This is a genomic window from Streptomyces sp. BE20 (assembly GCF_036322525.1).
Lineage (GTDB): Bacteria > Actinomycetota > Actinomycetes > Streptomycetales > Streptomycetaceae > Kitasatospora.
This window is the reverse complement of record NZ_JAQYWW010000508.1, coordinates 1-14,539: the sequence shown is the minus strand read 5'-3', so window position 1 is coordinate 14,539 and position 14,539 is coordinate 1. Positions and strand designations below refer to the sequence as shown.

11 protein-coding genes are annotated in these 14,539 nt (G+C 74.3%); 3 read left to right on the top strand and 8 right to left on the bottom strand.

Going from position 1 to position 14,539, the window contains the following annotated elements; genetic code table 11:
• Positions 1-51: 51 nt before the first annotated feature.
• The 4 genes from PUR61_RS07840 to PUR61_RS07825 all read right to left on the bottom strand — a co-directional run bounded on the left by PUR61_RS07840 (position 52) and on the right by PUR61_RS07825 (position 3,823).
• A complete protein-coding gene (locus tag PUR61_RS07840; protein WP_329877085.1) occupies positions 52-897 on the bottom strand; it encodes a 1,4-dihydroxy-6-naphthoate synthase in 846 nt (281 codons plus the stop codon).
• Positions 890-1,762, bottom strand: coding sequence for a futalosine hydrolase (locus PUR61_RS07835; RefSeq protein ID WP_329877083.1), 873 nt, complete (start codon positions 1,760-1,762; stop codon positions 890-892). The genes PUR61_RS07840 and PUR61_RS07835 overlap by 8 nt, the downstream gene beginning before the upstream one ends.
• A 10-nt stretch (positions 1,763-1,772) precedes the next feature.
• On the bottom strand, positions 1,773-2,306 hold the full coding sequence (locus tag PUR61_RS07830; protein ID WP_329877081.1) for a hypothetical protein: 534 nt from the start codon (positions 2,304-2,306) through the stop codon (positions 1,773-1,775).
• Between the two features lie 140 nt (positions 2,307-2,446).
• The gene (locus PUR61_RS07825; RefSeq protein ID WP_329948976.1) at positions 2,447-3,823 is read right to left on the bottom strand and encodes an MFS transporter; all 1,377 of its coding nucleotides are present in this window, start codon (positions 3,821-3,823) and stop codon (positions 2,447-2,449) included.
• A gap of 710 nt (positions 3,824-4,533) precedes the next feature.
• On the opposite strand from PUR61_RS07825, the gene PUR61_RS07820 reads away from it, so the two are divergent.
• The gene (locus tag PUR61_RS07820; RefSeq protein WP_329877171.1) at positions 4,534-5,415 is read left to right on the top strand and encodes a DUF3027 domain-containing protein; all 882 of its coding nucleotides are present in this window, start codon (positions 4,534-4,536) and stop codon (positions 5,413-5,415) included.
• Positions 5,416-5,702: 287 nt separating this feature from the next.
• On the top strand, positions 5,703-8,990 hold the full coding sequence (locus PUR61_RS07815) for a sacsin N-terminal ATP-binding-like domain-containing protein (protein ID WP_329877079.1): 3,288 nt from the start codon (positions 5,703-5,705) through the stop codon (positions 8,988-8,990).
• 99 nt (positions 8,991-9,089) lie between these two features.
• On the opposite strand, the gene PUR61_RS07810 is transcribed toward PUR61_RS07815, so the two are convergent.
• Genes PUR61_RS07810 through PUR61_RS07800 form a run of 3 tightly spaced genes read right to left on the bottom strand, consistent with a single transcriptional unit; the run spans position 9,090 to position 12,270 of the window.
• Entirely contained in the window at positions 9,090-9,326 is a 237-nt protein-coding gene (locus tag PUR61_RS07810; protein ID WP_329877077.1) for a hypothetical protein, read from the bottom strand.
• A 39-nt stretch (positions 9,327-9,365) separates the two neighbouring features.
• Positions 9,366-11,915, bottom strand: coding sequence for an HAD-IC family P-type ATPase (locus tag PUR61_RS07805; RefSeq protein ID WP_329877075.1), 2,550 nt, complete (start codon positions 11,913-11,915; stop codon positions 9,366-9,368).
• A gap of 52 nt (positions 11,916-11,967) precedes the next feature.
• Positions 11,968-12,270 carry a DUF2530 domain-containing protein gene (locus tag PUR61_RS07800; protein WP_329877073.1) on the bottom strand — a complete coding sequence of 101 codons (303 nt, stop codon included), beginning with the start codon at positions 12,268-12,270 and terminating at the stop codon, positions 11,968-11,970.
• A 246-nt stretch (positions 12,271-12,516) separates the two neighbouring features.
• Here PUR61_RS07800 and PUR61_RS07795 point away from each other — a divergent pair, with 246 nt between their 5' ends.
• Complete coding sequence (locus tag PUR61_RS07795; RefSeq protein WP_329877071.1) at positions 12,517-13,977, top strand: NCS2 family permease; 1,461 nt, start codon at positions 12,517-12,519, stop codon at positions 13,975-13,977.
• 232 nt (positions 13,978-14,209) lie between these two features.
• Here PUR61_RS07795 and PUR61_RS07790 read toward each other — a convergent pair.
• Positions 14,210-14,539 (bottom strand): ABC transporter permease (locus tag PUR61_RS07790; RefSeq protein WP_329877069.1); only part of this gene is annotated, 330 nt, incomplete at its 5' end.

The following is a 14,539-nucleotide window of genomic DNA, read 5'->3' as shown; positions in this document are numbered from 1 at the left end:
GGAGTGCGGGGCCCGGCCGTGCGGAGTGTCGGGGGAGCTCCGGGCGTCGCCCTAGAAGTCCAGCGCACCCGGGCCGAGCGGGGGCACCAGCCCTTCGGCTGCGGCCCGGGTGAGCAGCGCGCGCACGGCGGCGTGACCCTCCTCGCCCAGCTCCGCGGTGAACTCGTTCACGTACAGCGCGATGTGCTGGTCGGCGACGGCCGGGTCCATCTCCTGGGCGTGCGCCAGCACGTACTCCCGGCTGGCGGCCGGGTCGTCCCAGGCCTGCCGGACGGAGGCGCGGATCGCCTCGGTGAGCGCCCGCAGCCGCTCGGAGCCCAGCGAACGCCTGGCGATGATCGCGCCGAGCGGGATCGGCAGGCCGGTCTCCCGCTCCCAGGCCTCGCCCATGTCGGCGAGGCAGTGCAGGCCGTAGTCCCGGTACGTGAACCGGGCCTCGTGGATGACCAGCCCGGCGTCCACCCGGCCGTCCCGGACGGCGGGCATGATCTCGTGGAACGGCAGGACGACGACCTCGCCCAGGCCGCCCGGCACCGCCGTGGCGGCCCAGAGCCGGAACAGCAGGTAGGCGGTGGACCGCTCGGAGGGCACCGCGACCGTCTTCCCGCTCAGGTCGTCGCCGCTGTCCGGGCGGGTCAGCACCAGCGGGCCGCAGCCGCGCCCGAGCGCGCCGCCGCAGGGCAGCAGCGTGTACTCGTCCAGCACCCAGGGCAGCGCCGCGTAGCTGACCTTGAGGACGTCCAGTTCGCCGCGTTCGGCCAGGCCGTTGGTGACGTCGATGTCCGCGAAGGTGACCTCGGGGACGTCCGCGCCCGGGACGCGGCCGTGCGCCCAGGCGTGGAAGACGAAGGTGTCGTTGGGGCAGGGCGAGTAGGCGATGCTCAGCCGTTCAGCCACGGCCGGCCTCCTTCGACGCGTTCCGGCAGGATGTCAGCAGTTCGGGGTAGGGGAGCGCGGCGAAGGCGCGCTCCAGCGCGGCCAGCGCGTCGCCGATCCGCCAGGCCGCCCGGTCGCGGGGGCCCACGGGGTTGGAGACGGTGCGCAGCTCGAACACCGGCACCCCGTGCCGGGCCGCCGCCTCGGCGACCCCGAACCCCTCCATCGCCTCGGCCGCCACCCGCGGGTGGCGGGCGGCCAGCTCGGCGGCCCGCCCGGCGCTGCCGGTCACCGTGGACACGGTCAGCACGGTGCCGGTGAGGACGGGGCCGACGACGGCGGTCAGCGCCTCGGCCGCGAGTGCCACGGCGGCCGGGGCGGGGGTGTGCCGGACGGTTCCGAAGCCCAGCTCGGTGACGTCGGCGAAGCCCTCGGGGGTCTCCGCGCCCAGGTCGGCGGCGACGATGTGCTCGGCGATCACGGTCGCACCGACCGGCGCCTGCGGGGCGAAACCGCCGGCGATCCCGGCGGAGACCACCAGGTCGTAACGGGCGGCGGTGAGGGCGGTGGCCGCGGCCGCGGCGGCGGCGGCGGGGCCGACCCCGCCGGCCAGCACGTCGACCGTCACGCCCGACGGGTGCTCGACCCGGTCCGGCGCGCCGCCGGGCCACCGCACGTCGGGGGCTGCGGGAGCCGCCGGACCCGCGGATGCGTGAGCGGTCGCGTGAGCGGTCGCTTGAGCCGTCGCGGGAGCGGAGGGGGCCGCGCAGGCGCCGGCCGCGGTCAGACCGCGCAGCACGGCCTCGGCTTCGGGGGCCACCGCGACGACGACGAGCAGCCGGGCCCGCGCGGGGCCCGACTGCTCGTCGGGAAGTCGTGCCGTCACCGGACGGCCGTCAGCTGTCCTGGGTGTTCAGCTGGAAGTACCAGACGCCGTAGATCGATTCGGGCTGGTCCGGGTCGGTCTCCACCACGGTGATCAGGGTCTTGCCCGAGGCGTTGAGCGCCTTGCTGGCGGGGACCGAGCCCGAGTAGGTGGTGTCCTTGGCCGCCGAGGCCAGGATGAACCGGCCGCCGGAGCCCTGCTGGCCGCCGTTGGTGTTGGCCCACCAGCCGCGGTCGGCCACCTCCGGGCTCACACCGACGCCGATCCGGTCGCTGACGACCACGTCCGACTTGGGAAGCGTGCCGCTCTCCAGGGCCTTGGCGGCCTTGTCCTGGCACTCCTCCTGCTGCAGGTCGGTCAGCGGGCTGCCGTCGTTGAAGCAGAACGGGTCCGCCGCGAACGAGGAGTTGCCGACCGTCAGGGTCACGCGGTGGTCGCTGATCTCGTGCTGGCCGGACGCGAACGCGATGGACCCGCCGACCGTGCCGGCGCCGATCACGACGACGGCGCCGAGGGCGGCGATGACACGGGTGCTGAGGCTCATGCGTCAGAGGCTACCGGGCTTTCCCGATCACGCTACGCGGGGGTCGGCAACCGCGTGTTGTGCCTCGGCCGGTGCGGGGGCGCCCACGGCACCCGAGGGGCCCGCGTGTGCCGCGTCACCCCGGGGCGCGCCGGGGTGCCTCACGCCACCCGGGGCGCGGTCGAGCGGTGTCGCAACCCCACCCGGAAGAGCGAGCGGACCGTCCAGAGCAGCACCGCGCCGACCACCGCCGCCGCCACCGAGAGCCCCAGCGCCCCGTTCAGCGGCAGCAGGATGCCGACCGCGCCGCCGACCACCCAGGACATCTGCAGCAGCGTCTCCGACCGGGCGAAGGCGGAGGTCCGCACCGACTCGGGGACGTCCCGCTGGATCAGGGCGTCCAGCGACAGCTTGCCCAGCGACGCCGCCACCCCGGAGGCCCCGGCGACCAGCACCACCGTCACCGCGCCGTACCAGAGCGCGGCCGCCGCCGTGGCGCAGCCGGCCAGCAGCAGCATCGCGGTGACCGTCACCTCCGGGCCGCGGGTGCGCAGCATGGCGCCGAGCACCGAACCCAGCGCGTTGCCCGTTCCGGCGGCCAGCGCCACGATCCCGAGCGCCAGGGTCGGCTGGAGACTGCCGATCGGCTCCTCGCGGAGCAGGAACGCCAGGAACATCACCAGGAACCCCACCAGCCAGCGCAGCGCCGACATCGCGCGCAGCGCCAGGATCACCGACGGTCCGACGGTGCGCAGCGACGCCTTGGGCCGCTGGTCGGCGGGCGCCGGCTCGTCCGCCTTGCCGTGCAGCACGCCGTGGTGCCCCGGCCCGTGCTCCTCGGCGTGCAGGACGGCCCGCTGCTCGCCCTTGGCCGAGTCCACCTTGTGCGGCAGGTGGAAGGCCATCAGGGTGCCCGCCACGAACACCAGGAACGCCCCGCGCAGCGGCCAGCCCGGCCCGATCAGGTGCAGCAGGCCGCCCACCCCCGCCGCCACCATGGTGGCCAGCAGCCCGGCCAGGGTGACCCGGGAGTTCGCCTTCACCAGCGACAGCCGGCTCGGCAGCAGCCGGGGCACCACCACGCTGCGCACCACGCCGTACGCCTTGGACGCGACCAGCACGCCCAGGGCCTCCGGGTAGAGCGCCAGTCCGCCGCCGGTCACCACGCCGGCCATCGTCCAGGCGAGCACCGCCCGGGCCAGCATCGACATCGCCATGGCAGCCCGTCGGCCGTGCGGCAGACGGTCCAGCAGCGGGCCGATCACCGGGGCGAGCAGGGCGAACGGGGCCATCGTGATCAGCAGGTAGAGCCCCACCCGGCCGCGGGCCTCACCGGTCGGGACGGAGAAGAAGATGGTGGAGGCCAGCGCGACGGTGATCAGCATGTCGCCGAAGGAGTTCAGCGCGTGCAGCTCGATCAGTTTGGCCAGGCCCGACTCGCCGGCGCCCTCGGCGGAGGTGGCCCGACGGATCCGGCGGCCGGTGCCGTGCACCATCTTGCCGGTGCGGGAGCCGGCGGCGGAGGCGGTGCGGACCAGGAAGTTGCGGCGCCGCTCCCCGTCCTCCCCGTCCGGTTCCTCTCCCGGTCCGGCCTGTCCGGTCTCCTGTCCGGTCTGCTGTTCGACCTCGGGGGTGCCGGCCGTCTTCCGGAGATCCACGGCCGCCCCGGACGTCCCGGTGTCCGTGAGGTCCCCGGGTACGTCGGCGGCGTCGGGGTGTGAGTCGGCGGGCGAGGCGACGGGGCCGGACGCGGGAGCGGGCGTCGTGAAGGAGTCCACCGGTTGCGGTTCGCCCGCACCGTGGACCGGGGGTTGCTGTCGCGGCACGGCGTTCGCCTCGTCGGGGCTGCCGGCCTGCGAGGGGCGCAGTACGTGCTGCGACGGTTTTTCGTCCGCCACAAGGCCATCCTGCCCCAGAATCGGGAAGGCAACGCGAGATTCCGCTCCGCGCGGCGCGGCCGGGCACGGTCCGTGAGCACGGCGGGTACCGCTCTCCGGCGCTTTCGCGCACCGCCGTCCCGGCACAGGGACGGCCCCGGACTGTGCCGGGTGGCCGACCGACGGGTAGCCTGCCCAGGGTCCGCCCGAGCGATCGGCCGGCGCCCGTCGGACCCGGCGAGCGGCGCGGCCGGTATCCGAGGCGGGCCGCGGTCGCGCAGAATGGACGAGGGACACCGAGCCGCGACGGACAGGCAACACGCCGTGGGTGACAGAAGAACTGGGAGAGAATCGACGCCGTGAGTGCTGCGATGCGAAGCCGTACCCCTGATCGGCTCTGTGCCGAGGCCGTCGAACTCGCCCGCCAGGCTGCGGAAGAGGCGGTCGGCACGGAAACCGTGGGAGCGCACCTCGGCGTCCAGGCGGAGGCCGACCGTGTCGTCACCCACACCTTCGAGTGCCTCGACGCGGCCTACCGCGGCTGGCACTGGGCGGTCACCGTGGCGCGCGCCCCGCGGGCCAAGAACGTGACGCTGGACGAGGTCGTGCTGCTGCCCGGCTCCGACGCGATCCTCGCCCCGCAGTGGGTGCCGTGGAGCGAGCGGCTGCGTCCGGGTGACATGGGACCCGGCGACCTGCTCCCCACCGACGCCGACGACCTGCGCCTCGAACCGGGCTGGACCGGTGAGGACGAGCCCGCGCCGAACTCCGTGGTGGCCCAGGTCGCCCAGGAGGACGTGGTGGTCAGCGACCCGCACGTCGAGCCCGCCCCGGCCCGCGCCCAGATCGGCGCCGTCGCCGACGAGCTCGGCCTGGGCCGCAGCCGGGTGCTCTCCCGGCTCGGTCTGCACCTGGCGGCCGACCGCTGGGAGAAGGCGCACGGCTCGCAGACCCCGATGGCGCAGTCGGCCCCGGCCTCCTGCGTCAGCTGCGGCTTCCTGATCCCGATCGGTGGCACGCTCGGCCAGGCGTTCGGCGCCTGCGGCAACGAGTTCGGTCCGGCCGACGGCCAGATCGTCTCCTTCGCGTACGGCTGCGGCGGCCACTCCGAGGCGGCGGTCATCCCGGCCCCGCCGGCGCCGTCCGAGTTGATCCTGGACGAGCTGGTCGTCGAGCCGATGCAGTTGCACCCCGACCGCACCTCCGGCTCCGTGGAGCCCGACGCCCCGGCCGAGGAGCTCGGCCACTCCTGAGCCCGACGGCTTTCCGCGTCCGGCCCCGCCCACCCGGGCGGGGCCGGACGCCGTCGTACGGGCCCGTCCGGACGCCTCCGTGCCGGCGGACACGCTCCCGGCGTCGGACCGCCCCGCACCGCCGGACGCCGTCGCACCCCTCCTGATCGGCCCGGACCGCGCCACGGCACCGGTGCGCACCCACCCCGGTCGGCCGGGGGTCCCCGGGCGGGGGACAATGCCCCGTACGAAGTACAGGGCGGCGGAAGGCGGCAGGTCCAGTGGAACCTCGGATCATCGGCAGCGGAATGGACGAGCACCTCGCGGACCACTTCGGCAGCGCCGGTCTGCGCCGCCGTGTGCTGGACGCCTGGGCCGCCTCCCCGGCCCGGTTCCGGGAGGACGCCAACGCCGAGGAGGAGCTCGCGCTCGGCGGCTACCGCGACCGGCTGGTGGTCGAGTTGGCGCAGAACGCCGCCGACGCCGCGGCCCGCGCGGGCGGCGCCCCCGGCCGGCTGAGGCTCACCCTGGCGGACGGCGTGCTGGCCGCCGCCAACACCGGCGCGCCGCTGGACGCCGCCGCCGTCGAGTCGCTCTCCACCCTGCGTGCCTCCTCCAAGCGCGACTCCGAGGCCGGGGGCCGGCCCACCGTCGGCCGGTTCGGCGTCGGCTTCGCCGCCGTCCTCGCCGTCACCGACGAACCCGCCGTGCTCGGCGCGGCCGGCGGAGTGCGCTGGTCGCTCGGCGAGGCCCGCTCGCTGGCCGAGGCCCAGCCCGCACTCACCGAGGAGCTGCGCCGGAGGGACGGTCATGTGCCTTTGCTGCGGCTGCCGTTCGCGGCCGAAGGCCCGGCGCCCGACGGCTACGACACGGTGGTCGTCCTGCCGCTGCGCGACGCGGCCGCCGAGGACCTCACCCGTCGTCTGCTGGCCGCCGTCGACGACGCCCTGCTGCTGACCCTCGCGGGCCTCTCCGAGATCGTCGTGGAGACCCCGGACAGCACCCGTGTCCTCACCCGCAGCGCCGCCGAGCCGCGTCCGGACGGCGTCACCGAGGTGACCGTCACCGACGACGCGGGCGGCAGGCTGCGACGGACCGTCTGGCAGACCGCCGGCGCCTCCGGCTCCCTGGACGCGGCCCTGCTCGCCGACCGTCCCACCGAGGAGCGCTCCCGCCCGTACTGGACGGTGACCTGGGCCGTTCCGGTCGACCCCGAGGGCACCCCGCAGGCGCCCGGGGTCGACCCGGTGCTGCACGCGCCCACGCCCAGCGACGAGCCGCTCGGCCTGCCCGCGCTGCTGATCGCCTCCTACCCGCTGGACTCCACCCGCCGGCACGTCGCCCCGGGCCCGCTCGCCGACTTCCTCACCGAGCGCGCCGCCGACTGCTACGCCGACCTGCTGCGCTCCCGGGGCGGCGACCTCGGCTCGCTCGGGCTCGTCCCCGGGCCGCTCGGCCAGGGAGCGCTGGACAACGCGCTGCGCGCCGCGATTCTCTCCCGGCTGCCCGGCACGCCGTTCCTGCCCCACCCGGCGCCGGTCGCGCAGGGGACGCCCGCGCTGCGCCCCCGCGACGCGACGCTGCTGGAAGGCGCGGACGGCTCGGTGGTCGAGGCGCTGGCGCCGATCTTCCCCGGCCTGCTGCCGGCCGGCCTGGAGCGCCGGACCGAACTGCGGGTGCTGAACGTGCGCCGGGTGCCGCTCGCCGAGGTGGTCGACCAGCTCGGCGGCCTGGACCGCGAGCCGGCCTGGTGGCGGAACCTCTACGCGGCGCTCGGCGGGGCCGACCCGGAGGCGCTCGGCGCGCTGCCCGTCCCGCTCGCCGACGGACGGACCGTCACCGGCCCGCGCCGCGTCCTGCTGCCCTCCGACGACGCCGACTGGGCGGCGTTCCCCGGCTATCCCGAGTCGCTGGCCGGCGCGCTGGCCGTGCTCGACCTCCGGCTCGCCCACTCCGAGGCCGCGCACCCGCTGCTGGCCAAGCTCGGGGCCGGCGCCGCCACCCCGGCCGGGGTCCTGGACACCCCCGAGGTGCGGGCGGCCGTCGCGCGTTCCTACGAGGTGGCCGAGGACGACCCGGACGCCGCCGCGGACCTCGCCGATGCCGTCCTGGCTCTGGTCAAGGCGGCCGCCCCGGCGGTGGGCGAGCACCCCTGGCTGGGCCGCCTCGCGCTGCTCGACGACGAGGGCGAGCCGGCCCGTGCGGGCGAACTCGTGCTCCCGGACAGCCCGTTCGCCGCCCTGGCCCGGGAGGACGACGCCGGCTGGGTGGACGACGACCTGCTGGAGCGCTGGGGCCCCGAGGTGCTCACCGCCGTCGGTGTGCTGGCCGACTTCGTGCTGGTCCGCGCCGAGGACGTGGTGCTCGACCCGGACGACCTGGAGCGGCTCGACCCGACCGCGCCCGCCGACCGCGCGGCCGGCGGTCACCCCACCGGCCTGATCGACGAGGCGCCGGACGGCCTCGCCGAGTGGGCCGAGGACGTGCTGGAGGTCCTGAACGCCGACGCGGGCAACCCGACGGGCCTCCCACCGGTCGCCGCCGAGCTGCTGGCCGTCCGTGACCTCGATCTGGTGGAGGACGACGCGTGGCCGCAGGCGCTGGCCGCGCTCGCCCGGCCGCCGTACCGGGACGCCGTGGTCACCCCCGTCCGCACCCTGCTGCCCGACGGCTCGTACGCCGACCTGCCGCCGTACACCGCCTGGTGGCTGCGTGACCACCCGGTGCTGGACGGCCGGGAGCCGGCCGGGCTGCGCGCGGCAGGCGCCGACCCGCTGCTCCGCGGCCTCTACGACGAGGCGCGGACCGCGCTCGACGAACAGTTCCTGCACGCGCTGGGCGTCCGCACGACGCTGACGGCGCTGCTGGCCGAGCCGCACGGGCCGGACGAGGTGCTGGACCGGCTCGCCGACCCGGAGGCCGAGGTCGGGCACCGCCAACTGCACGGCATCCACAGTGCGTTGGCCCGCGTGCCGGTCGAGCGGATCGAACCGCTCGACGTGGTGCGGGCGTTGCCGCCGCTGGACCGCTCCACCGGCCGCCGCCCGTCGCGGACGGTGATCGTGGACGCTGCCGACGCGGTCGTCGCGGACGCCCCCGACCTGGTTCAACTCCTGCACGACCACGCGTTGTTGCCGGTGGCTCCGGCGCTGGCGGCCGACCTCGCCGAGCGGCTGCACGTCTCGCTGGCCAGCGAGGTGGCCGGCGGGCGGGTGCTCTCCGAGGGTGCGCTGCACCGGGTGCCGGCCGTGGTGCGGGAGTTGCTGCCCGGCTGTCCGGTCGCCTACGAGGAGCACGAGGAGCTGCTGGTGGTCGGCCCGGACGGCGGCGAGGCCGCCGTCGACTGGCGCTGGGACACCGGGGCGGACGCACCCGAGGCGCCGTACGACCCGGAGTCGGCCGAAGAGGCCGACGAGGACGACGAGTTCGAGGTCCCGCCGGTGCCCGGTCTGCTGCACGCCGCCACTCCGGAAGGGCTGGCCGCAGGGCTCGCCTGGTCGGTGGGCCAGTGGCACCGGCGGTTCGAGGTACTGGCCGCGCTCAGCGAGCCTGACCGGGCCTACGAGCTCTCCGCGGCCCGGGACTTCGAGGGCTGAGCGGGGCGGCCCGGTCGGGCCTGCTCCGGCGCCCGGGTCGCTGCCCGGGCCCGTTCCGGTGTCCGGTCCCGCAGCTGTTCCCGCACCCGTTCAGGCGTTTCAGGAGCGGGTGCCGGAGCGGGTCCGGCCGCGCGCGATCAGTCGCAGGTAGATCCCCAGCGTCACGACCACCCAGACCGCGCCGAGCAGGGCCGTCGCCACCTTCACCAGCCGCGGTCCGGCGTCGACACCGGCGAGCGTGCCGGCCCCCACCAGCGCCAGGGCCAGCAGACCGGTCGCCAGCAGGCCGCCCAGGAAGGCGGTGAACGCCTCCAACTCCCCACCCCTGCGCGCCATGCGGAACCCCCCGGTTCGGGCTCGATCCGTCCAGTGCGGTCAATCATCCGTCCTGCGTCGCATGATGCGCCAGGTCACTTCCAGCAGAATTCCGGCGATCAGCGCGATCCCGACGCCGATCCACGGGTCCCGGGTGCCGGACAGCGAGAGCTGGAAGAAGTCGGAGAGCCACGGCACGGTCAGGACCAGGGCGAACGCCCCGCCCATCGTCCCGATCAGCAGCAGTCGCCACCAGTTGTACGGCCGGGCCACGATCGCCAGCACCCAGATGGCGACCAGGAAGAGCGTCAGGGTGGCGACGCTGGTGTCCGATTCGAGGTCGGTCGCATGGTCCGCACGGGCCAGTGCGTACGCGGTGAAGGTGGCTGTACCGGCGATGATGCCGCCGGGGATCGCCAGCCGGAGCACCCGCCGGACGAAGCCGGTCCGGGCCCGCTCGTTGTTGGGCGCCAGTGCCAGGAAGAAGGCCGGCACGCCGATGGTGAGCGTGGAGAGCACGGTCGAGTGCCTGGGCAGGAACGGGTACGGCGAATGGGTGAAGATCACCAGCAGGGCGAGCAGCACCGAGTAGACCGTCTTCACCAGGAAGAGCCCGGCGACCCGTTCGATGTTCCCGATCACCCGCCGGCCCTCGGCGACCACCGAGGGCATGGTCGCGAACGAGTCGTCGAGCAGCACGATCTGCGCGACCGCCTTGGTGGCGTCGCTGCCGGTGCCCATCGCCACGCCGATGTCCGCGTCCTTGAGCGCCAGCACGTCGTTGACACCGTCGCCGGTCATCGCCACGGTGTGGCCTCGCGACTGCAGGGCGCCGACCAGCTCGCGCTTCTGCTGCGGGCTGACCCGGCCGAAGACGGTGGTCCGCTCGGCGGCGTCGGCGAACGCCTCCGGGTCGGTGGGCAGGGTGCGCGCGTCCAAGGGGTGGTCGGCGCCGGGCAGCCCGAGGTGGGCGGCGACCGCGCCGACCGAGACGGCGGCGTCGCCCGAGATCACCTTGGCCTGGACGCGCTGGCTCTCGAAGTAGCGCAGGGTGTCGGCGGCGTCGTCGCGCAGCCGCTGCTGGAGCACCACCAGGGCGAGCGGCCGGAGGCCGGCGGCCGGGTCGGGGGCGTCGAGCGGGGTGGGCGTGCGCCCGAGCAGCAGCACCCGCAGGCCCTGGGCGCCCAGCTCGTCCACCTCGGCGAGCGTCGGGTGGCCGGCCGGCAGCAGCACGTCCGGTGCGCCGAGCAGCCAGGTGGCCTCGCCGCCCTGCGGCTCCAGCAACTGCACGCCGCTCCACTTGCGGGCGGAGGAGAAGGGCATCGCCTCGATGACCCGCCAGCCGCCGCTCCGCTCGCCGCTGCCGTCGCCGTAGGCGTCGATCACGGCGCGCATCGACGGGTTGGGGCGGGCGTCGGCGCCGGCCATCATGCCCAGCGCCTGCTTGACGATCTCCTTGACGGTGCCGCGGTCGTCCAGACCGTCCCGGGCCTCGGGGCCGTCCTGGCCGTCCCCGGTGCCCGTGATGGTCCGCCCGACCGGGCCCCGGCCTTCCCGGTCCGGGTCGCTCCCGTCGGGACCGGTCTCGATCAGGCGCAGGTCGACGACGTCCATGCCGCCCTCGGTGAGGGTGCCGGTCTTGTCCAGGCAGACGGTGTCCACCCGGGCCAGCCCCTCGATCGCCGGCAGCTCCTGCACCAGGCACTGCTTGCGGCCCAGCCGGACCACTCCGATCGCGAAGGCCACCGAGGTCAGCAGCACCAGTCCCTCGGGCACCATCGGCACGATCCCGGCGACCATCCGGCGGACCGCTTCCTTCCAGTCCCGGCCCTCCACCGCGAGCTGGCTGATGATCAGGCCGATCGCGGTGGGCACCAGCAGCCAGGTGATGAACCGCAGGATGCTGTCGATGCCGCTGCGCAGCTCCGACTTCACCAGGGTGAACCGGCTCGCCTCCTCGGCCAGCTGTGCGGCGTACGCCTCGCGGCCGACCTTGGTGGCGGTGAACGCGCCGGCACCGGCCACCACGAAGCTGCCGGACATCACCTGGTCGCCGGGCTGCTTGAGGACCGGGTCCGGTTCGCCGGTGAGCAGGGACTCGTCGATCTCCAGGCCGTCCGCCTCGGTGACCTCGCCGTCGACGATCACCTTGTCGCCGATGCCGAGCAGCACGGTGTCGTCCAGCACGATCTCGCCGACCGCGAGCTGCTGGACGGTGCCGTCCCGGCGGACCTGGGGTTTGGCCTCGCCGATCAGCGCGAGGCTGTCCAGGGTCTTCTTGGCACGCAGCTCCTGGATGATGCCGATCGCCGTGTTGGCGACGATGACCAGGCCGAAGAGGCCGTCCTGGAGGGGGCCGACGATCAGGATGATCCCGAACATCACGCCGATGATCGCGTTGAACCGGGTGAAGACGTTGGCCCGGACGATCTCCTTGGCCGAGCGGCTGGAGCGGACCGGGACGTCGTTGACCTCGCCGCGGGCGACCCGCTCGGCCACCTCGGCGGCGGTCAGGCCGCCGCGCCTGCCGGGCAGCAGCCCGAGCGGGTGCGCGCCTTCGGGCTTCTCCTCGGTGGGCCGGTCCTCGGCAGGCTGGGCAGGCTGCGTCATGGCACCGACTCTACGGGTGCCTTATGTCCGATGCGTGCTACTAAAGGACTATTCAGTCCGACCGGGTGGCCGGGTCCGTGCCGTTCCCGTTCGGGGCCTGCGCCCGGGCCTCGGCGGCCCGGCTGCGGGCGATGGCGTCCCGGCGGGCGCGGCAGTACCAGAGGCCGATCAGGCCGAGGCCGCTGCCGGCCAGGCAGATCCAGGGCCAGTTGCCGTGTCCGTGGTCGGAGAGGGTGCCCCAGAAGGGCAGCAGCACCAGGAAGGCGACGAACCACACCACCGTGCCGCCGCCGACGATGGCGACGTCGTTGGCCTCCAGCGACGGGGGCGAGGGGTGCAACGGCGTCTTCGGCATGGGCTCTAGGGTACGGTGCGGCGGGCGCTTGTCCGATTCCGTGCCGCAGCTGTCTCTTTCTTTCCGGAAACCCCTTCGTTCTACGCGCGAAGATGGCGTACGAGCGAACAGGGAACTCATACTTGTGTCCCCGGTCGGCCGCGGCATGCTCAGAACACCTTGCTTCGTGCCCGTCCCACCGGGCCGCCCGGCCACCGTCGCTCCGGGTGGGTCCCCCTCTCCTCAGCCCCCACCAGAGGATGCAGCATGCCCGTGGCCCAGCCGACCGCCGAGTCGCCCGAGCCCACCTCCGACGCGCCGAAGCCCCCGTCCGGCGCGATGGACCGTTACTTCCGGATCAGCGAGCGCGGCTCCACCCTGCCGCGCGAGATCCGCGGTGGCATCGCCACCTTCTTCACCATGGCGTACATCCTGGTGCTCAACCCGATCATCCTGGCCAGCGCCACGGACATGAACGGCGCCCACCTGGACAGCGCCCAGCTGGTCACCGCCACCGCGCTCACCGCGGGCCTCACCACGCTGCTGATGGGCGTCATCGGCAACGTCCCGATCGGCCTCGCCGCCGGCCTCGGTGTCAACACCATCGTCGCCCTCCAGCTCGCACCCAAGATGACCTGGCCCGACGCGATGGGCATGGTGGTGCTGGCCGGCTTCGCGATCATGCTGCTGGTCGCCACCGGCCTGCGCGAGCGCGTGATGAACGCCGTCCCGCTCGGCCTCCGCAAGGCCATCGCGATCGGCATCGGCCTCTTCATCAGCCTTGTCGGCCTGGTCGACTCCGGCTTCGTCAGCCGCATCCCGGACGCCGCCCACACCACCGTCCCGCTCCAGCTCGGCACCGGCGGCCACCTGCTCGGCTGGCCCGTCCTGATCTTCGTGCTCGGTCTGCTGCTCACCCTGGTGCTGATCGTCCGCAAGGTGCCCGGCGCGATCCTGGTCTCGATCGCGGTCATGACCGGCCTCGCGGTCGTCATCGACAAGATCGCCGACATCCCGGCCCTCAACTGGGGCCTGACCGTCCCGGCCTGGCCCGGCAACCCGGTCGCCGCCCCCGACTTCGGCCTGGTCGGTGAGGTCAGCCTCTTCGGCGGCTTCGAGAAGGTCGGCGTCCTCACCGGCGTCCTCTTCGTCTTCACCGTGCTGATGTCCTGCTTCTTCGACGCGATGGGCACCATCCTCGGCGTCGCCGACGAGGCCCACCTGCTGGACGAGAAGGGCGACCTGCCGGGCATCAACAAGGTCCTGATGATCGACGGCATCGCCACCGCCGCGGGCGGCGCGACCTCCTCCTCGGCCAACACCTGCTTCGTCGAGTCGACCGCCGGCGTCGGCGAGGGCGCCCGCACCGGCTTCGCCTCGATCGTCACGGGCGGCCTCTTCGTGGTGGCCCTGTTCCTCACCCCGCTCGCCACCATGGTCCCCGCCCAGGCCGCCACCCCCGCCCTGGTCGCCGTCGGCTTCCTGATCCTGGCCAACTCGATCAAGGACATCGACTGGGCCGACTACACCATCGCGATCCCGGCGTTCCTGACCATCGTGATGATGCCGTTCACCTACTCCATCACCAACGGCATCGGCTTCGGCTTCATCACCTTCTGCATCCTGCGCCTCGCCGCCGGGCGTGGCCGCGAGGTCCCGGTCGCGATGTACGCGGTCTCCGCCGTCTTCGCCTTCTACTACCTGATGCCGGCCCTCGGCCTGCTCTGACGGATCCGCACGCTGCGGCGGACACCGTGCGCGGCGTGCGGCCTCCGGGCCCCGGCTTCCGATGCCGGCCTTCGGGACTCGTCTCGAAGGCCGGCATTCGTCGTGCGGGGCGGTGGCTGCCCGCTCCGTCCGGCCGGGAACGCGGACGGGGCGGCGTAGGCCGACGGGGTGTCGGGGTACGCCGCCCCGGGGCGGGGCGAGTGGCGGGTGGTGGTGGGTGCCGCCATGGCGGCTACTTCGGGTCGCGGTTGAACGTCGAGGTCGACCAGCGGTAGCCGAGCGCCGCGAGGCCCAGGCACCAGGCGACGGCGAGCCACCCGTTGTGGCCGATCTCGCTGCCGAGCAGCAGTCCGCGCAGGGTCTCGATGGCGGGTGTGAAGGGCTGGTACTCGGCGATCGGCTGGAACCAGCCGGGCATGGAGTGGATCGGGACGAAGGCGCTGGAGAGGAGCGGCAGCAGGATCATCGGCAGTGCGTTGTTGCTGGCGGCCTCGGCGTTCGGGCTGATCAGACCCATGCCGACGGCGATCCAGGTGAACGCCAGGGCGAAGAGCACGAGCAG

Coding starts and splice junctions, on each gene's coding strand:
- PUR61_RS07830 (WP_329877081.1), bottom strand. CDS start 2,306: ATGAGCCTCAGCACCCGTGTCATCGCCGCCCTCGGCGCCGTCGTCGTG.
- PUR61_RS07820 (WP_329877171.1), top strand. CDS start 4,534: ATGCGAAGCCGTACCCCTGATCGGCTCTGTGCCGAGGCCGTCGAACTC.
- PUR61_RS07815 (WP_329877079.1), top strand. CDS start 5,703: ATGGACGAGCACCTCGCGGACCACTTCGGCAGCGCCGGTCTGCGCCGC.
- PUR61_RS07810 (WP_329877077.1), bottom strand. CDS start 9,326: ATGGCGCGCAGGGGTGGGGAGTTGGAGGCGTTCACCGCCTTCCTGGGC.
- PUR61_RS07805 (WP_329877075.1), bottom strand. CDS start 11,915: ATGACGCAGCCTGCCCAGCCTGCCGAGGACCGGCCCACCGAGGAGAAG.
- PUR61_RS07800 (WP_329877073.1), bottom strand. CDS start 12,270: ATGCCGAAGACGCCGTTGCACCCCTCGCCCCCGTCGCTGGAGGCCAAC.
- PUR61_RS07795 (WP_329877071.1), top strand. CDS start 12,517: ATGCCCGTGGCCCAGCCGACCGCCGAGTCGCCCGAGCCCACCTCCGAC.